Below are 20025 nucleotides of genomic sequence, written 5' to 3'. Positions count from 1 at the left end.
CTATACTAATTCACGATCAAATGGAATTTCAACACCTGGAAGGATTGATAGCTGCACCATTCACGCCTATGCATCCTGATGGAAGCCTTAATCTCGGCGTTATACCCGACTACTATAAACTACTGAAATTAAACGGCGTCAAGGGAGCCTTCATCTGCGGTTCAACCGGCGAAGGTGCGTCTTTGTCAACCGAAGAAAAAAAGCAGGTCGCAGAAGCCTGGGCTGAATGCAGCAGGCATGACAAAGCGTTTAAGGTGATGACACTTGTTGGTGGCACAAGCATTACTGATTGCTGTGAACTGGCGGTGCATGCAAGGTCGGTTGGACTTTATGGTGTATCCATGACCGCGCCATTTTATTTCAAACCTGCATCGGTTGAAATGCTTGCAGCTTGTTGTATTGAAGTTGCGTCGAAAGTGCCGGACATGCCATTCTATTACTATCATATTCCCGTCCTTACAGGTGTTGGATTCCCAATGATCGACCTGCTAAAGACTTTGCATGGCAGGTTGGAAAACTTTGCAGGCATCAAATACACGCACGAAGACTTCATGGATTTCCTGTCGTGTATGAATTTTGAAAATGGCCGGTACGACATGCTTTGGGGACGCGATGAAAATATGCTCGCGGCATTGTCGCTGGGAACAAGAGGTGCTGTCGGCAGCACCTTCAATTATGCTGCGCCTTTGTATAACCGGCTCATCGCGGCTTATCAGTCCAACGACCAGCCACAGGCGCGTACATTACAGCAACAGGCGATCGATATGATCAGGCTGTTGGGAAAATATGGCGGAATCGCAACCGGGAAGGCATATATGAAACTGGTGAACCTGGATTGCGGAAAATTCCGGCTTCCTGTAAAAAATATGAGCGACGCCGAATTTGAAAATTTCAAAAAGGATGTAACCAGTCTTGGCTTCAAAGACTACTGTTCCAAACCGGCATCCCTGGTAAACGCATGATACCATGCAACGAATACTGATACTTATGATGATGATCTCAATGACTTCGCAACTGGAGATGTGCGGCAGTAGTGAAAAGATGCCTGCTGTTGAATGGAAGGAAGGGCCCGGTCTGCCTCCGGCAGCAGGTGATGCTGTTGCGGTTGGACTGGCAGGCGCTTTGTCTGGTATGCACAATGATCACCTGGTGATCGCCGGCGGGGCCAATTTTCCCGCTGGCATGCCATGGGAAGGAGGGAAGAAGGCTTACCATGCGGACTATTACGTTTATGCAAAACGCGGTGAAGGTTTTGTATTACATAAGAAAGGCGTGCTCCCGGTCGCACTAGCGTATGGCGCTTCATGTTCGACACCAGGCGGAATTATTTATGCCGGCGGTGAAACCGGCGAAGGCCTGAGTAAAGACGTTTGGCTGGTTAAATGGGACAAGGCAGGTGATTCATTGCTTACCAGTAAGCTACCCCAATTGCCGGAAGCATTAGCCAATGCTGCCATCAGTTGCACAGGTTCCCGGGTTTACCTGGCCGGGGGTGAAACGCCAACTTCCGTATCTGCCAGGTTGCTCATGCTCGACCTTAATAATCCGGCTGCCGGCTGGAAACAGGAAGCGCCACTTCCCTATGAAGTGTCACACGCAGTCAGTGGCATGGTCCGTGAAAATGGCAGGCTTTGCTTCTTTGTTGCTGGTGGCCGGAAACGTAACGCGGGAAATACGAGTACTTTTTATCAATCGTTGATCAGTTATGACCCCGTCAAAGGAAAGTGGTCAAAGAAATCCGACATGCCGGAGGCATTGGCTGCCGGCTGCGGTACTGTTATCAATGAACGCTATCTGTTTTTGTTTGGCGGCGACCAGGGAAATACTTTCGCAAAGACTGAAAAACTGATTATTGCCATCACTAAAGAAACGGATTCGGCCAGGCGGGAATCGCTTGCCATTGAAAAAAACAGGTTGCAATCCACCCATCCTGGCTTTAACAGGCAGGTGAAGATCTATGATGCCGTCACCGGGCAATGGTCATGTGCGGACACGCTCGAATTTCCGACGCCGGTAACTACTACAGCAGTACTAACAGGCAACCAGGTGATCATTCCCGGTGGCGAAATAAGGGCGGGAGTAAGAACACCAACTATTTACCTCGGAACCATCACTGAAAAATAATCCTGAGTTATGCAGCAATCAAAAAGATATCCCTGGGTGGTGGTAGCACTGTTATGGGTCGTGGCTTTGCTCAATTACCTGGACAGGCAAATGCTCGCCACCATGAGGCCATCCATGCAGGCAGATATTGCTGAACTGCAATCCGCCACCAACTTCGGATACCTGATGGCCATCTTTCTTTGGATCTACGGATTCATGAGTCCCGTGGCCGGTGTACTTGCTGATCGGTTGAACAGGAAATGGCTGATCGTTATCAGCCTGTTCGTCTGGTCGGGTGTAACGTTTGCCATGGGCTATGTTCATAGCTTCCGTTCGCTCTACTTGCTTCGTGCAATCATGGGCGTTAGTGAGGCGATTTACATTCCTGCGGCATTGTCATTGATTGCTGATTTTCACTCTGCCCGTACAAAATCGCTGGCGATCGGGATTCACATGACAGGCCTGTACATGGGCCAGGCACTGGGAGGATTTGGTGCGACAATCGCCGATAAGTTTTCCTGGCAGCATACTTTCCAGCTATTCGGACTGGCAGGCATCTGTTATGCTGCGGTGCTGGTATTTTTTCTGAAAGAGAAAAAGGAGCCTGAAACAACACAGGCATCGGCTATCAGCCAGGAAAAACCCTCGCTGGTCAACGGCATCGTATTCCTCTTTTCTAACCTGTACTTCTGGATCATCCTGCTGTACTTCGCTATTCCAAGTCTGCCTGGCTGGGCAACGAAAAACTGGCTTCCCACTTTATTCGCCCAGAACCTGGGAATCGAAATGTCAATGGCTGGCCCGATTTCTACCATTACCGTTGCTGCATCGTCTTTCATTGGCGTTATAGCAGGAGGAATAATCTCTGACAAATGGGTGCAATCGAACCTGCGTGGCCGGATCTACACCAGCGCTATCGGGCTAGCACTGACCATTCCATCCCTTGTGCTGATCGGCTATGGCCATTCGCTGTTTCACATTATTACCGCGGCCTGCTGTTTCGGGATCGGCTTCGGCATGTTCGATGCCAACAATATGCCTATCCTTTGCCAGTTCGTTTCTCCACGCTATCGTGCCACAGCGTATGGAATCATGAATATGACCGGTGTATTCTCAGGGGCATTTATCACCAACCTGTTGGGAAAATCAACCGACATGGGTGAACTGGGTAAAGGATTTTCCATGCTTGCTGCCATCGTGCTTGTCGCACTGGTCATTCAACTCTATTTTCTCCGTCCCTCTGTAAAAGAATATGCAGACACCAATTAACCAACCTTTTATTTCCAACCATGACATATACAACTCAAGAACTGGAAGCATTGCTGAAATTTTATTCAGGCCAGTTGCTCAACGATACCATCCCATTCTGGTTCCCGAGGTCGTTCGATCACGAGCACGGAGGTTTCCTGCTGATGCGCGATGAAGATGGCAGCCTGATCGATGATGACAAGGCTGTATGGATCCAGGGCAGGGCAACCTGGCTGCTGGCTACTTTATATAATACGGTAGAACAAAAACCGGAGTGGCTTGAAGGGGCGCGCCTTGGATACAAGTTCCTTACTGATCATTGTTTCGATACGGATGGCAGGATGTTCTTTCACGTAACTCGTGACGGTCGTCCGATCCGGAAACGTCGTTATTTCTTTTCCGAGACCTTTGCCGTGATTGCCATGGGCGCATATGCAAAGGCGAGTGGTGATAAGGAAGCAGCATGCAGGGCAACTGAACTCTTCAGGAAATGCATCCGCTATGCAACCGAACCTGGATTGCTGGATCCAAAATATACGGACACCCGTCCATCGATTGGAATTGGTGTTCCCATGATCATGATGAATACGGCGCAACAACTTCGCGCAACAATTGGTGATGAATTATGCGACGAATGGATAATGCGTTGGATCCACCAGATTCGTGACAATTTTGTGAAGGATGAGATCCGTTGCGTAATGGAACAGGTAGCGCCCGATGGTTCTATCATAGATCATATCGATGGCAGGACGCTTAATCCTGGCCATGCGATTGAAGGCGCCTGGTTTATCCTGGAAGAAGCAAGGTACCGTGACAATGACCCGGAACTTATTTCCATCGGTTGCAAAATGCTTGATTATATGTGGGAGCGGGGATGGGACAACCAATATGGCGGTATCCTATACTTCCGCGATGTATACAACAAACCTGTACAGGAATACTGGCACGACATGAAATTCTGGTGGCCCCATAATGAAACGATAATTGCGACACTGCTTGCCTACCTGCTTACAGGCGATGAAAAATATGCCGTACGCCACAAGCTGGTACATGATTATTCCTATGCCCATTTTCACGACATGAAAAACGGTGAATGGTTTGGTTACCTGAACCGTGACGGCTCTGTTACGCAACGCGCAAAAGGAAATTTATTTAAAGGCCCCTTTCACCTGCCGAGGCAGGAGTGGTTTTGTATGCAAATCCTGAAAGATCATCTTGAACAACATGAGAATAAAAATATTGCTGGCACTCTTGTTCCCGCTTGTGGTGAAAGCACAATTGCAGGTGCATCGTTTTTTTAGTGACAACATGGTGCTTCAACGCGACCAGGCCATCAGCTTCGGTGGAACTGGCATTCCCGGTAATAGTGTTAATGTTTCATTTGGTAGGGAACATCGACGCACAACAGCAAAACCCGACGGAAGCTGGAATGTTTTGTTCAAAAAAAGGAAAGCTGACAGGCAGCCGCAACAGGTTGTCATTACATCTGGCAGGGAAAGGATCGAATTGAACAATGTATTGATCGGTGATGTATGGATCTGCACAGGGCAATCTAATATGGAATGGGCTTTCTCCCGCGAAATGCATTTCCGTGAAGAACAGCAACTCACCAACCAGCCACTGCTCCGGTTCTTCAATGCTGATTTTGCAGGCAAATACGTTTATAAAAGCTTATATACTGATTCTGTTAAGAAGCGATTGAATAAAGACGACTTTTACCGCGGAACCTGGCAGCAATGCGACAGCAATACTGTCCGCCCGATGAGTGCGGTGGCATATTATTTCGGCAAGGCAATTGCAGCAAGCGAGGACATTCCTGTTGGACTCATCAACCTCTCCATCGGTGGCGCTCCCATTGAAACATTTATCTCGTACGAATCGCTTCAACACGAATTTGTATCAAAGACGCGGGGCAACTGGCTTGAAAATGATGAGCTGCCGGAGTGGACCAGGCAAAGGGGCAAGGAGAACCTGGGTGACAAATATAACGGTTCGGATAGCTCAGGACCTGACCATGCCTACAAACCAGGTTTTGCATATAAAGCCGGGATAGAACTGTTGCAATCACATAAGGTGAAGGGTGTTATTTTCTACCAGGGTGAATCCAATTCGCTCGAACTTCCTCGCGTAATGGAATACAGGAAACTGATGACGGTTCTTATCGCTGATTATCGCAAGTTATGGAAGCAACAAGACCTGCCTTTTTATTGGGTACAGCTTTCGTCAATCGACACAGTAAAGTACCAGTCGCAGTTTTGGCCGGAATTCAGGAATGAACAACGCCTGCTGCTCAATGAGCTATCCAATGTCGGGATGGCCGTAAGTTCAGACCTCGGGGCTAAGAATGACGTGCATCCCACCAACAAACGTGATATCGGCCAAAGGCTCGCAAGATGGACATTGCACGATGTTTATGGAAGGGATATCATTCCTTCTGGTCCCCTGCCGGTTAAAGCAGAAGCCCGGAATGGCATGCTTAGAATTACTTTCAATTATGCGGGTAGACAACTTACCACAACCGATACACAACTCCCCCGGGGTTTTTCCGTAGAAGGCAAAGATGTGCCCGCCATCATCAAAGGCACTACGATCGAAATGCCGCTTACCGGCAAACCAGGATATGTGTGTTATGGCTGGTCGCCATTCACCACTGCTAACTTATGCAATGACGAAATGCTGCCTGCTTCCACCTTCAAACTAAAAATTGATTACCTCAATAGCAACCAATAAATTCACTATTATGATGATGAAGCGTGCCGTATTGATTTTGATGCTTGTCGCAACTGTATTTGCTGCCCACTCCCAGCAGGAAGGAACTGCTGTATTTGTTTCCGGTAACGAAGGACATAAAAGTTACCGGATCCCGGCTGTCATTGGACTCAGGAACGGAACCCTGCTTGCCTTCTGTGAAGGTCGCGTGCATGGCGCCGGCGATTTCGGCGATATTAATATTGTGCTGAAAAAATCAACCGATAAAGGCAGGACCTGGGGAAGGATGGAGACTGTTGTGGACTACGATACATTACAGGCGGGCAACCCTGCACCTGTCGTTGATTACACTGACCCTTTGTATCCATCCGGGCGGATCTTCCTGTTTTACAACACCGGCAACAATCATGAAGGTGAAGTGCGCAAAGGACGTGGCGTGCGGGAAGTATGGTACAAGACTTCCACTGATGGCGGTAACACCTGGTCAGATCCAGTGAACATTACTACACAGGTTCACCATCCCAAACAACCTTCATTCAATTCCGCATATAATAGTGCTAAGGACTGGCGCAGTTATGCCAATACTCCGGGTCATGCCCTCCAGTTCAGTTCCGGGAAATACAAGGGCCGGATCTATGTAGCCGCCAATCATAATGCGGGAGATCCGCAGAAACAATTTTCCGATTACAAGGCGCATGGTTTTTACACCGACGACCATGGTAAAACATTCCAGCTTTCAGAAGATGTTTCATTTGAAGGCGGTAATGAAGCTATGGCTGCAGTTGCTTCTGATGGTCGTCTCATCATGAATATCCGTAACCAGAAAGGTGATGTGCGGTCGCGGATCGTGGCCACGAGTTCCAATGGCGGACAAAGTTGGGACACGACTTACTTCGACCGGAATCTTCCGGATCCTGTTTGCCAGGGAAGTATCCTGAATATAGACAATGGCAAAAGGAAAAGTGTTCTCGCTTTTTGTAACGCTGCAGATGAAAAGAAAAGGGACAACCTCACCCTGCGGATCAGCTATGACGATGGCAACACCTGGAAGAAAAACATCACCGTTGCAAAGTCGCCAACTGGTGCGAAAGATTACGCCGCATACTCAGATATCATCAGCATTTCCAAAAATGAAATAGGCGTTCTGTTCGAAAATGACAACTACAGTAAGATCGTCTTCAAAAACATAAAGTGGAAATGAGAGTACTCTTTTTTATCGCCGGTATTTGTAGTTTTTTGATGAGTACAGCACAGGTTTCATTGATACCTTATCCTCGCAGTATCCAGTGGCACCAGGATTCTTTTTCACTGGAACATTGTAAAGGCATTGCGGTCACAGATACGATTTTGCTGAAAGAAGCAAAACGCCTTCAGTCGGAAATCGGGAAGTTCGGTCACAAGCTGCCATTAGTCATGCCTGGAGAACGCAGCGGAAAGTTCATCACTTTACAGAAACAAACTACGGGTCTTCCTTCTGTAGAGGAAGCATACATGTTGCGTGTAGATAAAAATGGTATTGTGGTGACAGCGGAGAATCAACATGGTATTTTCAATGGCACCCGTACACTATTGCAATTGTTAGTCGATGGTAAGTCCGCCAGCGCCTGTGAGATCGCTGATTACCCCGCTTTCGAATGGCGTGGATTCATGACAGACGCCGCAAGAAATTTCCAATCAGTAAGCATGCTCAAACAGCAGATCGATGTGATGGCTGCTTATAAAATGAACATCTTTCATTTTCACCTGACGGAAGACATTGCCTGGCGTTTGCAGATAAAAAAGTATCCGCAGCTGACCGCACCCGGAAATATGGAGCGCGACAAGGGATTATTTTATTCCACCGATGAAATGAAGGATCTCATTCAGTATTGTAAAGAAAGATATATAACACTGGTACCTGAGATTGATATGCCGGGACACAGCGGAGCTTTTCGCCGGGCCATGAAAACTGATATGCAGACGGAAGATGGTATCCGGATCATGAAAGAGATAATGGGGGAGATCATAGATACTTACGACCTTGAATTCATTCACATTGGTGGCGATGAGGTGAAAATCGTTAATCCGGATTTTATTCCAACCCTTTCGTCCTACATTCATTCAAAGGGAATAGAAACTATTGGCTGGAGTCCCGGGGGTAACCTTGATGCCCAAACGTACAGGCAATTGTGGATGGCTGAAGAGCCTGCAGATACGAATGCAACTCTTATTGATTCCCGCCACCTGTATCTCAATCATATGGATCCGCTTGAATCTGTGGTCACCATATTTCACCGGGAGCTCGCGGGAAAGCAATCTGGCGACAGCCGTCATAAAGGCGCCATATTGTGCGTGTGGCACGATCGCAGGGTGAACAGGGAACAGGATATTCTTACCATGAATCCGGTTTATCCGGGACTTCTCGCTTTCGCTGAAAGAAGCTGGCGGGGCGGTGGCTCGCGACAATGGACAACGGTAATAGGCAATCCAGGTAGTCGCGAGTATCAGGAATTTGCAGCTTTCGAGAAACGCCTGGCCGATCACCAGGAGACCTACTTCAAAAATGTGCCATTCCCATACCGGCAGCAGGCTGCAATTGAATGGAAATTGGAGGGCCCGCATGAAGCCGGTTGTAAAGATTCCACTGTTTATGGAGGTACAATCATCCTGCGCCATTGGTGGGCACCGCTGGTCCAGGGACAGCTGTCTTGTGCGAAGGAAAATACAACCTGGTACGCAACTTCAAGATTCTGGTCCGACGAGGCTAAAATTATGCCCTGTTGGATCGGCTTCAATAATCTTTCCCGTTCACCAGCTACCGATTCTCCACCCCTTGGACAATGGGATGAGAAAAACTCTGCCATCTGGGTGAATGACAACCCGGTTAACGCTCCAAACTGGAAACAGGGTGGAATGAAAGGGAACCCCGAAACACCACTTATTGATGAAGGTTATGAATACCGGGATCCTGCACTGGTACCTTTCAGGAAAGGATGGAACACCGTGAGGATAAAGCTGCCAATTGGATCTTTCAAGGGCCGCGACTGGCAGAATCCGGTGAAATGGATGTTTACTTTTGTTCCGCTGCAATAAGTCGGGGATCACTGAAATTGTATGGGTTAACTTTGCCGCAGGATTCTTCCTTTAATCATTAAGCAAGAAAGATATGGCGGCACATCCCAAATATGGCAGACGCAATTTTTTGCTGAACTCGGCTAAGTTGCTTGCGGGCTCCGAACTGGCATTGATCAGCCTTGATCCGTTGCCTGACCACGATTCGAATTCCGAAACAAAACCGTCTACGGAAACAACAAAAAATTCGTTCTCCGCAATCAAACAGGTTAATGCAGGTGTATTGAATGTCGGTTACGCCGAGGAAGGACCTGCTAACGGCCCGGTTGTGTTACTCTTACATGGCTGGCCCTACGATATTCATACTTATGTTGATGTTACTCCTGTTTTGGTGTCGAAAGGGTACAGGGTAATTGTACCCTACCTGCGGGGATATGGCAGTACCGGTTTTCTTTCCAGTGAAACAATTCGCAATGGCCAACAATCGGCGCTGGCTGCCGATATTATCGCTTTGATGGATGCACTCAAAATCAGGAAAGCGATTGTTGGTGGTTGTGACTGGGGTGCCCGCACCGCAAACATAATTGCCATCCTTTGGCCGGAAAGGGTAAAGGCCATGGTGTCCGTAAGTGGTTACCTGGTTGCCAACAGGAAACAAGCCAATATTCCTTTGGTGCCTTCTGCAGAATTGCAATGGTGGTACCAGTACTATTTTGCAACTGAAAGAGGAAAAGCCGGTTATGAAAAGTATACAGGCGAATTTGCTAAACTCATCTGGCAGATCGCCTCACCAAAATGGAATTTCGATGACAGCACGTTTACACGTAGTGCTGCTGCATTTAACAATCCGGATCATGTCAGCATTGTGATTCATAATTATCGTTGGCGGCTTGGACTGGCAGAAGGGGAGAAGAAATATGATGAACTGGAAGCGCGCTTGGCAGAAACTCCGTTGATCACCGTGCCCAGTATTACCCTTGAAGGTGATGCGAACGGAGCCCCGCATCCGCCTGAAGGTTCATATGCAAAGAAATTTACCGGGAAGTATAATCACAAAACAATCACAGGTGGTATTGGCCACAACCTGCCGCAGGAAGCTCCGAAAGCCTTTGCTGATGCCGTGATCGAAGTTGATAGTTATTAAAAAAGCAGGATGTTAAATCCTGCTTTCTTAAAATTATTGTTGATCGATCCGTAGACTCTGTTCCATTGCATAAGCCTGGTCCCAGATGTAGACATCAAAGGCAGCGAGCTTTGTAGACCACTTTGGTGTCAGCGCATTTACGATCTGGATGGCAACCCGGTCGATGTAATTGTCGAAGAGCGCCCAGGCGTTATTTTTATCAGCTTCATCTATTTCTTCACCTGGTTTCGTTGATTGTAATGCTTTGAGCGCTTCACGTTTCAGGTCATTCATGAACTCAAGTTGAAGAGCGACGTCAGCGTGCGAACCAGTTCGTTGCACGTGACCGGATACCAGTGTTTCCCATTTCATTGAATTGATCTCTTCAACCTGCGCGAAGTATCCGGGAACATCCTGTGATACCGCAAACCTGCGCCAGGGCATCCAGCCAGGGAAAACGACATCTACAACCATCAGCGTTTTTTGTTCAGGGGCGTAGATGAATATATTCCCGGGTTCGTGCCCATTCCCATGGTATGACAACTCCAGTGTCTGGTTGCCGGCTTTCAGGAGATATTTATCGCTGAATGTGATGGTCGGAACAGGACGGTTCGGATCCTTCGCCCGTTGCAGTAATCGTTTTGTCTCGTCGTGGGCAATGATGGCCACGTCTTTACCCAGTTCCAGGTTCTTCGTTCCACCGATATGGTCAGTGTGCGAATGACTATATACAACGTGGGTTATTGGTTTATCTGTCACTTCAGCTATGGCTTTTTTAATGTACTGCTCGTAAGGTGGGGGAGCATCCACTACAACAACGCCTTTGTCATAAACCATGAACATCGACTGGTACACATTGTCAGTGATCATGTAAAGATCGCGGCCCAGTTTCTGCAGCCGATAGCCTTTGTTGGGTTCAAGTGCAGGTCCTTTGGCTGATTCATTTATTGGCTGGTATTTGGAAATCCGCTGTCCGATTGTCGGAATTTGCGGCATGTTGGAATATGGAAGTCCTGGCACCGGCTGGGATGAAGTCTGTCCGTAGGTGGTAGCGCCAAGCAAGACCATGGCACTCAACCATATTGCATTTACAAATGCGGTTTTGTTCTGTTTCATTGTGAAGTTTTTTTTGATTGTGTTATTGCTCAAATGCTTCACAAAGATGGAACGTTGAAAGGGCTGAACTGTGTGACCTGTGTCACAATCGTATTGCCTTAACCAAATGTGAAATCGAAAACATCCACACCGGCATCTTCAAATTCAATTTCAAATTCTGCGTCGGAGATGGCGCCTGGCTGACGGATCAGTTGGTACATACCCTGGCCGGTTACTACTCCATTGCCATCGGCATCTGTATCCAGACCATGCGCTTCTCCGGGAGGCTTACCGTTTATCAGAATGCGAAAGCGGACAGTTGAACCAGGTGCAGATGGTGCCATGATCATATGCAGGTCACGCGCATGAAAGCGATACTTCACTACTCCATGTGCATTGACAGAACGCGCATGTTCCTTTCCGATGATCCATTGGCCCGACAGCGCCCAATAATTAAGATTAAGCATACGGGGAAACATATATTGTGCAGCCTTATCCGCGCGTATTCCTCCCGGCGATGCAAATCCCTGGGTGCGTTCATAGCCAAGAAAGTTTTCTGGTGAGGCAAGGTTGGCCCAATCGGCAGCAACTTCAATGCCCGTGCCCTGCACTTCCTTTGGTTCTTCGAACGCGTCGGTTTTCGATACTTCTTTTAAGAGCCGTTGAATCATCCTTTCAGCTTCCAGGTAATCACTTTCCCCGAAATTCTGGTACCTGAGCTTTCCCTTCGCGTCCAGAAGGTACAAGGCAGGCCAATATTGATTGGAAAACGAATTCCAGATCTCGTAGTTGTTGTCAAGAGCAACGGGGTAAACAATGTTAATTTCCCTGACTGCCTTGCTAACATTTCCTGTATCGTATTCAAAGTTAAATTCAGGTGTGTGTACACCTATTACTACAAGTCCTGCCTTCCGGTACTTTGCCTCCCATTCGCGGATGTACGGCATTGTACGCCGCCAGTTGATGCAGGTAAAAGTCCAGAAGTCAACCAGCACCACTTTCCCCCGCAGATCTTTTAGCTGCAGCGGTTGTGAATTGATCCATCCAGACGCGCCCTTTAAGGACGGTTCGGGTTTGGCAGGCTTATAACTACTGGCCAACACGATGGCAACGGCAACAATTATTGTTTTCATATAATAGTATTATCTGAAACAATCACGGAGCCTAACCCTGAAAGAAGGAAGTTCGGATTTTTCTGCTCATTATGACATATAAATGCCGGGCAGTTCCTGTAATAGAGGAACAGTTAGCTTCGGAGTGGTTTTCTCCTGTTGCCCTAAGACCACCTGTACGGTTTCACTAAACCAGTTGATAAATTCCTGTTTGTAAGAGTAAGAGAGGTAAACATTTGAGAACAGCAGGACCTCAATTCTATTATTGTTTTCCATTTTGAAAATATTTTATGTATTAAACGAGAAAAAGAACTGCGGGCGGGAGATTCTGCATAACAGACCGTTCGGTCATATATTGGATAGAAAAATAGTGAAGAGCGGCAGATTTTGTTGAATACTTTTAGTCCTTTGCCTGCCTGTTAATTCTTTCTCCGCCTTCACTAATCTTGCACAAAGATAAATGACCGTTCGGTCATTTTAAAGGATTCGCGGCTAATGTATTGTTAAAGAAGTCCATTATGATTAAATTTATACCAAGCTGCTATCCGGAAGCCTCATGCTCTTCAAAGTCATATTCATTTTCGGCCTACTGATTTGTGGGTTCATCACAAATGCCCAGGAAGAACCTGATTTCAAAACTTATTTTCTTCAACAGGCCGCCCTGCTAGAGGAAGTCTCAAAGTCGCAAAATTCCGATAAATATGCTGCTATCCTCCAGGACTTTGAACGGACATACCAGCATCTGAAAGCTGCCGACAAACCGAAATACCGGACTTTGTTCGAAACCAGTAATGCCTATTTCCTGTACGATCTCAGTCGTATTTTTTCACTTAAGAATAGTAAAAAAGTCGCTTTGGACTACCTGGATAAGGCCCTGCGGTCAGGATTTATCTGGGACAGTTTGAGGTTCGATGAAGGGTTAAACAATATCCGGCAGGAAAGCAGGTACGAAGCCATAACTACGCAGTTGTTCCAGGTGCAGGATTGCTGGGCAAGGGCAGACAAGGCAAAGCAGGGGGGCATGCTCGATTCCATGTTGTACTATGGTCGCGAAGGGTTACGACTTACGCGCATGAATATGGGACAGTTTCCTGAAGACATTCTGATTCTTGACATGGTCAACCTGGCTTACCTTCTGTGGTGGGCAGGCGACTATCCTTCTTCCCTGGAGACAAATTTTAAAGCTTTGGCGAAGGCGGAAAAGTTGAATGATCCGTTTTGGATGGCCAGGGCATACAATGGTATTGCAATGGTTTATCGCAACCAGGGCCAATACCGGGAGGCAATCGGTTATTTTACCAGAGCGGAGGAAGTGTCAAAAGATTTACCCGACAGGAGTGAATATTTCAGCGCGGTTATGGACAAAGGCAAATCGTATGAACAACTAGATATCCTTGATTCTGCATATGACTATGTTCAAAAGTGGCTTACAGCAAAAATGGCGATGGAAAAAACACCCGACCCTTTCACCAGGCCGGATGGAAGCGGGGGTGGTGAAGCCACACTGGCCATTGTTTATTCGAAGCGGGGAGAAGAAGCCCTGGCAACTGAATACTTCAGGAAGGCGTTCCAGCTCAATACGGAAGCAAAAAACTTCAGACTGCTGGCAAGAAGTTATTTGGAATATGCTGAGCATTTCGATCGTTACAATGAATCAGACTCTGCAATTTATTATGCCACCAAAGGATATAATCTCGACCAGGCGAACAACTTCCTTGTATACCAGATTGCAGCAAGCAAACTGCTCTCGGCACTGTATGACAGTAAACGGAACTCCGATAGTGCTTACAAATACCAGAAGAAAATGGTGATTCTGCAGGACAGCCTATTCAACAGTGAAAGAATCAGCCGCATGCAAATGCTTTCCCTGAACGAACAGTTGCGGCAACAACAGGTCAAAGCTGAAATGGCAGAGAATGCGGCCGCGAGGGATCGCAATATTCAGTACCTGTTGATAGCAGTTGTGTTGGTTACAGGTACTGTCCTCTTTCTTTTGTTAAGCCGTAGTTTTATTACGAGTGCAGCGGTTATAAAGTTTCTTGGTGTTGTTGGACTATTGCTTGTATTTGAATTTATTAACCTGCTGCTTCATCCTTACCTTGACAAAATGACGCAGCATTCCCCTGTCCTGATGTTACTGGCACTGGCTGCCATTGCGTCAATGCTGGTGCCCCTGCATCACAAGTTGGAAAAATGGACAAGCGATACTCTTGTCGAGAAAAACCGGAAAGCCAGATTGGCTAAAGCAAGGAAGACTATTGAAGTTCTTTCAGAGAAAGAAGATCCAGCTCCACTGACGCTTCCCGCAGATCATCCATAAACTTTTCCTGCGACTCAGTGATTGTATTCGACATTTTCCTGTAATACTCAATCCCTTCTCTCAGGTTCTGGATAAAAGCTGAATAATACTTCATTCTTTTTGAAAGTTGGTCCGAGTAACTATCATTCTCCAGTTGTTCCTTCAGGTATGCGATATATAGGCGCAGCTCAGCAATGAACATGTGCGGCCTGCCGGAATTGGTCAGGATATCAGTGCGGCCATAGATATGATCTGTCATCGTTTGAAGCGAGACGACCCGGGAAAAGTTGACAATATTCGGACCAGGACAAATAGTTACCGCAGTTAATGTCCTGACGAATTTTTCCTCATATTTGATTGCAGCTGAATTGCTAAGTCCCACACACAAACATTCCTTTTCCACCACGCTGCTTCGCTGCCTTTCATATTCTGCTTCGGGCAAATTGAGTGATTGCAATTGTGCCAGTTTTAATTTTTGGTATTTGTGTGAAGCAGTACAGATCGGCTCTGTAGTAAACTCAGTATTGAAAGCAAGGTGTTTTTCTGTGCATGGACTACCGGGTCTGTCTTTCGCGATGCGCGACAATCTTTCGGCTTCACCACTGGTGCCTTTCAGGTAGTGAAACCTTGCGCCCAGGGGAGAACTGTTGCTAAGCACTATTTCTTTTTGTGTCGCATTGCACAATTGCTTCAAGGTAGTTTCATCTACGGTTGTAGCTTCCGGTACCAGCAGGAAAGGAGTACCCCAACCAGTGCCTTTGAACTGGTAATGGTTGCGTAGTAACTTATCTTCTTCGGTTGTACCAATACCGCCCTGTACAGAATACCTGAGTAGCGGCGGATTGGTAAGTTCCCTTCCCTGCTTTCTCAAAACAGCAGCTTTGTACAATTCAAACAAAGCAGCTACCAGTTCTTTCCTGTTGCGCTTGAATTCTTCAAGAATGGGCCCTAAAAGGTATCCTTCTGTTGCAAATGCGTGTCCACCACAATTCAATCCTGATTCAATTCTGAACTCACTCACCCAGATCCCTTTTTTCGCCAGGTATTTTCCCTGTACCAACGCAGACCGATAGTCACTGACCTTTACGATCACTTTCTTGTTGAAGTTGCCTTCATCATCAGCATCAAACTGGTTGCAGCTCTCGAGGTAATTGTAAAGCTTTGGATCCATACCCGCAGAAAATACCAGGGACGAACAGTTTAAGTTGCAGTTCACATAGCCCTTCAGCGCAGTAATCGGGTCCACCGTTTTTGTCATGATGTTCACATCAATGCTGCCGGGCTTTACCTGTTTCCGCAGGAAAGCCTGCAGGTCAAGTTTCTCAATGGCATTTGTTGTATTGATCATTTTCCGGTATAGGTTCTTCACCAGGCTACCCTCCGGCAGCATTTCGAAATACTTTACTATTTCTGAACCTTTCTCAAAAGCGGCATTCCTCAGCTTCTCAACCTGTGATGCCACAATGGTATTCACCAGGTTGAGATAGTCGGTGATCCTTTTCTCCCTGTAGTTTTCTTCCAGCACTGTTATTGGAGTATACTCCTGTCCGATAGTAGGATAGTAGTGCTTTCTCATCATTTCGAGCAGCCTGTCCTCAACTATTGAGATCACTGAAGAGATTCCGAAACGGGCTACCTTGATAGGGCTGTCGACCGTGTAAGCCAATCCCATTACCGGGATATGAAATGTATGCATGTTGATTATTTTACTTTGTCCCTCGTCCACATGTGTTTCCTGGTTAACCCGAGGTGGCTGTCTGTCATTTTGATTTCATTGAGCTGGATAGTGTAAACTTTTCCCTTGATGGCGCGTGCTATCTGGATACGGCGATGGTAAATAGTATCAGCATCCAGCGCCAATGCATTAGTGACATCCAGGATTTCTCCCTGCCACTGAACTCCTTTGGTCGCCAGCTTATTCAGTTTGTCCGGAAGTATGGTTCCGGCGACAACCGGGTTGGCTTCAATTAATGTAGTATGGTATGCGTGCTCCGAAGACTTGAAATAGATCAGGCCCTCTGCCGGTTCAAATACATAAAAACAATTGAAGCAGTAGGGCGCGTTATGTTCATCAATGCAGCAGATCGTTGCACAGGTCTGCTGTTCCAGGAAACCAATTATCGTTGTGTTCATCTCTGCTTTCTTTTCAATGCCTCATGGTAATCTGTTTTCTCTTCCTGGGTTACCGGCTTCAGCGGAATGACTGCAGTAGCTTTGCCTGAATCATCGAGTGCGACGAAAGTGAAGTACGCTTCACTGACCAGGTACTTTTGTCCCGTCAGTACTTTTTTTGAGTATGCATATACTACAACTTCCATCGAGGTAACAAAAGCCCTTGTCACCTTCGCCTGGATAGAAATGATATCCCCGATATTCGCCGCAGCTATGAAATCGACCTTGTTGATCGATGCCGTTACACAAACCCTTCCTGAATGTGTCTGGGAAGTAATTGCTGCGGCTATGTCCATCCATTCCACCAGCCGCCCCCCAAGTAGCATACCCATTGGATTGGCATCGGTAGGACAAACCACCTCTGTTTTGATCGTTGCAGAATCTGATGGAAGTTTATAGACTGTTGTCATAGGTTTTTAGTTTCTCCCGTATCAATATTGAAATTTCAGCTGCCTGTACTGGATCAAAGTCCTCCTGTTGTTTTTTACTTACTCCGAAGCCCGTGAGCTCAAAATGCTGGTCCGGAACAATATTGTGATTGGCAAGGCAGGCTTTGGAGCAGGCGAGCGGACAACCATCTATCACGATGATCCTTCTGCCTGAAGTCGCAGTGCGCACCAGTTTCTTCACATTGCCTCCAACCCCGGCAATACACGACATTTCTGCAATGCCGTCGCGGTCCATCTGGATGGCTAAATGATTGGCCATCTGCGCAGCGCTGGAACAGCCGGAACATGAGTAAACCAGTGGTTTGCCGGCCTGTGGTGTAACTACAGGGGCCTCATCTTTTTTCAGGCCCTTTCTATTGCTGACTATGAACCATGTCAATGGGATCACCCCGCCAACAGTAAACAGTGAGCCACCTATGATGCGCAGCCAGGTTAGTGCCTGGAAGCCGGTGCTTTCAATAAAATTGTGACTCCTCGCATACCATAATCCATGTTCTGTAACTGTGTTGAATTGCCAGATGCCAGCAGGGAAGAGATCAAGCAGGACCATCAGCACCAGCCCTATATTGATAGACCAGAAAGCGGTCCTGACCAGTTTAGGCTTCCACGTTTCGGCTTTGAACAGTAACTGGCAACAAAATAAAATTGCGGCGAGGGCGAGGTTGCCGTACACGCCCATCAGTGCGGCGTGCCCATGATTAACAGTGAGATAAGTGCCATGTTCATAGTAATTGGCAATGGGGAGATTGATGATGAAGCCAAGTACGCCGGCACCGAAAAAGTTCCAGAAATTGACTGCTACAAGAAACAGGATCACCTCCTGGAAACCGAATTTTTTGGTCGGATTACCGTTGGTCCCGTTCCCGTTTTCGAGCGTTCGCGGCAGCTTGCTGAATCGCCAGGCTTCCACGGTAAGTAAAATCAACGGGATAACCTGCAAAGTCGAGAACACGGACCCAAGTGCCATAGTAAATACCGGTTTCGCGTTCCAGTAGAAGTTGTGGGAGATGCCCAGCAATCCCGAACCCAGGAACAACAACGTGGCCAGGTATATAACGCGAATGGCGGCATTCCTGCTGACGAGCCCCATTACCACCATGAAATATCCTATCAGCACGGTTGTAAATACTTCGAAGAATGCTTCAGCCCACATATGCACTACCATCCAGCGCCAGAAATCAGCGATTACGAAATTAGTTTTCGGTGTTGCAATAAAACCGGAAACCAGCAACAGGATGATGCTGAAGGTCGCATATACCAGCCAGTTAGGTAAGGCCCAGGGTTGTTTCAGTTTCATTACCGGCCGGATGCCGCGGTAAATGATTATTGCCCAGATTACGAATACTATACCCAAAATTACCTGCCAGAGTTTGCCCGGCTCCACATATTCCCACCCTTGGTTTCCAAGCCAGTACCAGTAGTTCCCAAGCACGCCATTGGGACCCAGCAGCATACCTGCAAATGAGCCCGCGACAAGAAGAACGGTGAGCCAGAAAACGGTATTGACCAGCGTCACCTGCGACCTGGACTGGTTTGGGGAAATAAGTGACATCATAAAAAATGAAGCGCCTATCCAGCACGCGGAGATCCATAACAGGGATAACTGTACATGCCAGCTGCGCGTAACGGTGATGGGGAGCGTCTCTGAAATATCCACTCCGAAAAACCTGACAAAGCCAACAAAATCATGTACAGTCAGTACGCCAGCAAGCACCTGCACTGTAAATAGTAGGATGGCCGTATAGAAGAATTTATAGGTGGCTTTCTGGATGGCAGCGGGCCGGAAGTTCCGGACGTCATCCCGCGACATGAAAGGCTGTGCCTTTTTGGTGTAGGAGCTGTCTTCCAGCTTTTCCAGTTTGCCATAATAATAAAGTACGATGCCCAGTCCAAAGATCAATGCGAGCGATCCGATGATGCTCCAGAGAATGATTGCGGAACCAGGCGTGTTGCCCGCTTCCGGATCATAGGGCCAGTTGTGCGTATAGCTGTATTTTTCTCCCGGCCTTGATACTCCGCACACCCAGGAACCCCAGTAAAAGAAGGCTGACAATGATCTTAGAGATGCAGAGTCGGTTATATATCCGGCTGGACTGAACGCTCCCGGGAACGAGGAATCCGTGAATTTCTGGTGGTAATATGCAACAAGCTCCTTTGCAGCAAAGGTCTGCGCATCGGAGAGGGTTACCGTGTTAGCTGATTCTTTAAAGTTGTTAAGCTTGATTTCCGCTTTTACCTGTTCAGGTATTCCTTTCTCCACCAGGCTGGAGTTGACATTTCTATTGATCCGTGCCCTGTAATAATCGTTCATCCTTTCGGTAACAAAGTGCAATGCTTCAGCAGTGAAGTCCGGGCCGCGATTGGCGCCATCCCCGAACATGCTGCCATATTCCATCAGCGCATATCGCTGGAAAACAGCCTGTCCGTCCAGGATCTCTTCCTTTGAAAAAATGGTTTCATTGTTTGCTGCAATGAAAGAGGGGATTGGAGGCGCTTCTGTATAAGTATGAACGCCGGTGAATGTAACCCCGGCGATGCTGATCACAAAAATGACCAGCAGGGGCAGGCCCCAGTTACGTGGATTCAGGAGGTAGGTTATAAAGTCCCATTTTGCCATAAAGCAGTATTAACGGGACAAATATATCTAATAAGGACAAATTTGTC

At 47.3% G+C, this 20025-nt stretch carries 16 protein-coding genes; 9 read left to right on the top strand and 7 right to left on the bottom strand.

Translation table 11 applies throughout. The features are described from left to right. Positions 1-20: 20 nt before the first annotated feature. The 8 genes from OI18_RS11390 to OI18_RS11355 all read left to right on the top strand — a co-directional run bounded on the left by OI18_RS11390 (position 21) and on the right by OI18_RS11355 (position 10255). On the top strand, positions 21-962 hold the full coding sequence (locus OI18_RS11390) for a dihydrodipicolinate synthase family protein (RefSeq protein WP_039139978.1): 942 nt from the start codon (positions 21-23) through the stop codon (positions 960-962). Positions 963-966: 4 nt separating this feature from the next. Next, complete coding sequence (locus OI18_RS11385) at positions 967-2124, top strand: hypothetical protein (RefSeq protein WP_152616800.1); 1158 nt, start codon at positions 967-969, stop codon at positions 2122-2124. A 9-nt stretch (positions 2125-2133) separates the two neighbouring features. Further along, complete coding sequence (locus tag OI18_RS11380; protein WP_039139976.1) at positions 2134-3372, top strand: MFS transporter; 1239 nt, start codon at positions 2134-2136, stop codon at positions 3370-3372. A gap of 20 nt (positions 3373-3392) precedes the next feature. Then, entirely contained in the window at positions 3393-4652 is a 1260-nt protein-coding gene (locus OI18_RS11375) for an AGE family epimerase/isomerase (protein ID WP_052273118.1), read from the top strand. After that, entirely contained in the window at positions 4576-6081 is a 1506-nt protein-coding gene (locus tag OI18_RS11370; protein ID WP_039139975.1) for a sialate O-acetylesterase, read from the top strand. The genes OI18_RS11375 and OI18_RS11370 overlap by 77 nt, the downstream gene beginning before the upstream one ends. Positions 6082-6091: 10 nt before the next feature. After that, positions 6092-7261 carry a sialidase family protein gene (locus tag OI18_RS11365; RefSeq protein WP_205410034.1) on the top strand — a complete coding sequence of 390 codons (1170 nt, stop codon included), beginning with the start codon at positions 6092-6094 and terminating at the stop codon, positions 7259-7261. Then, the gene (locus OI18_RS11360) at positions 7258-9132 is read left to right on the top strand and encodes a family 20 glycosylhydrolase (RefSeq protein ID WP_039139973.1); all 1875 of its coding nucleotides are present in this window, start codon (positions 7258-7260) and stop codon (positions 9130-9132) included. The genes OI18_RS11365 and OI18_RS11360 overlap by 4 nt, the downstream gene beginning before the upstream one ends. Before the next feature lie 73 nt (positions 9133-9205). Beyond that, complete coding sequence (locus OI18_RS11355) at positions 9206-10255, top strand: alpha/beta fold hydrolase (protein ID WP_039139972.1); 1050 nt, start codon at positions 9206-9208, stop codon at positions 10253-10255. A 33-nt stretch (positions 10256-10288) separates the two neighbouring features. Here the strand turns inward: OI18_RS11355 and OI18_RS11350 are convergent, their stop codons facing one another. The 3 genes from OI18_RS11350 to OI18_RS11340 form a co-directional block, all read right to left on the bottom strand. After that, positions 10289-11350: an MBL fold metallo-hydrolase gene (locus tag OI18_RS11350; RefSeq protein WP_205410033.1), complete on the bottom strand. Its 1062-nt coding sequence runs from the start codon at positions 11348-11350 to the stop codon at positions 10289-10291. Positions 11351-11448: 98 nt separating this feature from the next. Next, positions 11449-12462 (bottom strand): redoxin domain-containing protein, encoded by a 1014-nt coding sequence (locus OI18_RS11345; protein ID WP_052273116.1) that lies wholly within the window; start codon positions 12460-12462, stop codon positions 11449-11451. A 69-nt stretch (positions 12463-12531) separates the two neighbouring features. Further along, on the bottom strand, positions 12532-12717 hold the full coding sequence (locus OI18_RS11340) for a hypothetical protein (protein WP_039139971.1): 186 nt from the start codon (positions 12715-12717) through the stop codon (positions 12532-12534). A 280-nt stretch (positions 12718-12997) separates the two neighbouring features. Between OI18_RS11340 and OI18_RS11335 the strand changes: the two genes are divergently transcribed. Continuing rightward, positions 12998-14761 carry a tetratricopeptide repeat protein gene (locus tag OI18_RS11335; protein WP_039139970.1) on the top strand — a complete coding sequence of 588 codons (1764 nt, stop codon included), beginning with the start codon at positions 12998-13000 and terminating at the stop codon, positions 14759-14761. Here the strand turns inward: OI18_RS11335 and OI18_RS11330 are convergent. The 4 genes from OI18_RS11330 to OI18_RS25145 are packed head-to-tail and all read right to left on the bottom strand — an operon-like array spanning position 14697 to position 19978. After that, the gene (locus tag OI18_RS11330) at positions 14697-16436 is read right to left on the bottom strand and encodes a hypothetical protein (protein WP_039139969.1); all 1740 of its coding nucleotides are present in this window, start codon (positions 16434-16436) and stop codon (positions 14697-14699) included. The two genes, OI18_RS11335 and OI18_RS11330, sit on opposite strands and share 65 nt — an antisense overlap. 5 nt (positions 16437-16441) lie before the next feature. Next, positions 16442-16873, bottom strand: a complete 432-nt coding sequence (locus OI18_RS11325) for a PNPOx family protein (protein ID WP_039139967.1) — start codon at positions 16871-16873, stop codon at positions 16442-16444. After that, on the bottom strand, positions 16870-17322 hold the full coding sequence (locus OI18_RS11320) for an acyl-CoA thioesterase (protein WP_039140007.1): 453 nt from the start codon (positions 17320-17322) through the stop codon (positions 16870-16872). The genes OI18_RS11325 and OI18_RS11320 overlap by 4 nt, the downstream gene beginning before the upstream one ends. Beyond that, positions 17306-19978 carry a cbb3-type cytochrome c oxidase subunit I gene (locus OI18_RS25145; protein WP_072038989.1) on the bottom strand — a complete coding sequence of 891 codons (2673 nt, stop codon included), beginning with the start codon at positions 19976-19978 and terminating at the stop codon, positions 17306-17308. The genes OI18_RS11320 and OI18_RS25145 overlap by 17 nt, the downstream gene beginning before the upstream one ends. Between the last annotated feature and the right edge of the window lie 47 nt (positions 19979-20025).

The sequence above is a fragment of the Flavihumibacter solisilvae genome, from assembly GCF_000814475.1.
Classification (GTDB): domain Bacteria; phylum Bacteroidota; class Bacteroidia; order Chitinophagales; family Chitinophagaceae; genus Flavihumibacter; species Flavihumibacter solisilvae.
This window is presented reverse-complemented; position numbering and strand designations above follow the sequence as displayed.

Bases quoted from the DNA above. Each gene is read 5' to 3' on its own strand.
- OI18_RS11360 (WP_039139973.1), top strand. From the start codon at position 7,258: ATGAGAGTACTCTTTTTTATCGCCGGTATTTGTAGTTTTTTGATGAGT.
- OI18_RS11365 (WP_205410034.1), top strand. From the start codon at position 6,092: ATGATGATGAAGCGTGCCGTATTGATTTTGATGCTTGTCGCAACTGTA.
- OI18_RS11335 (WP_039139970.1), top strand. From the start codon at position 12,998: ATGCTCTTCAAAGTCATATTCATTTTCGGCCTACTGATTTGTGGGTTC.
- OI18_RS11325 (WP_039139967.1), bottom strand. From the start codon at position 16,873: ATGAACACAACGATAATTGGTTTCCTGGAACAGCAGACCTGTGCAACG.
- OI18_RS11320 (WP_039140007.1), bottom strand. From the start codon at position 17,322: ATGACAACAGTCTATAAACTTCCATCAGATTCTGCAACGATCAAAACA.
- OI18_RS11330 (WP_039139969.1), bottom strand. From the start codon at position 16,436: ATGCATACATTTCATATCCCGGTAATGGGATTGGCTTACACGGTCGAC.
- OI18_RS11370 (WP_039139975.1), top strand. From the start codon at position 4,576: ATGAGAATAAAAATATTGCTGGCACTCTTGTTCCCGCTTGTGGTGAAA.
- OI18_RS11390 (WP_039139978.1), top strand. From the start codon at position 21: ATGGAATTTCAACACCTGGAAGGATTGATAGCTGCACCATTCACGCCT.
- OI18_RS11380 (WP_039139976.1), top strand. From the start codon at position 2,134: ATGCAGCAATCAAAAAGATATCCCTGGGTGGTGGTAGCACTGTTATGG.
- OI18_RS11385 (WP_152616800.1), top strand. From the start codon at position 967: ATGCAACGAATACTGATACTTATGATGATGATCTCAATGACTTCGCAA.
- OI18_RS11345 (WP_052273116.1), bottom strand. From the start codon at position 12,462: ATGAAAACAATAATTGTTGCCGTTGCCATCGTGTTGGCCAGTAGTTAT.
- OI18_RS11350 (WP_205410033.1), bottom strand. From the start codon at position 11,350: ATGAAACAGAACAAAACCGCATTTGTAAATGCAATATGGTTGAGTGCC.
- OI18_RS11340 (WP_039139971.1), bottom strand. From the start codon at position 12,717: ATGGAAAACAATAATAGAATTGAGGTCCTGCTGTTCTCAAATGTTTAC.
- OI18_RS11355 (WP_039139972.1), top strand. From the start codon at position 9,206: ATGGCGGCACATCCCAAATATGGCAGACGCAATTTTTTGCTGAACTCG.
- OI18_RS11375 (WP_052273118.1), top strand. From the start codon at position 3,393: ATGACATATACAACTCAAGAACTGGAAGCATTGCTGAAATTTTATTCA.
- OI18_RS25145 (WP_072038989.1), bottom strand. From the start codon at position 19,978: ATGGCAAAATGGGACTTTATAACCTACCTCCTGAATCCACGTAACTGG.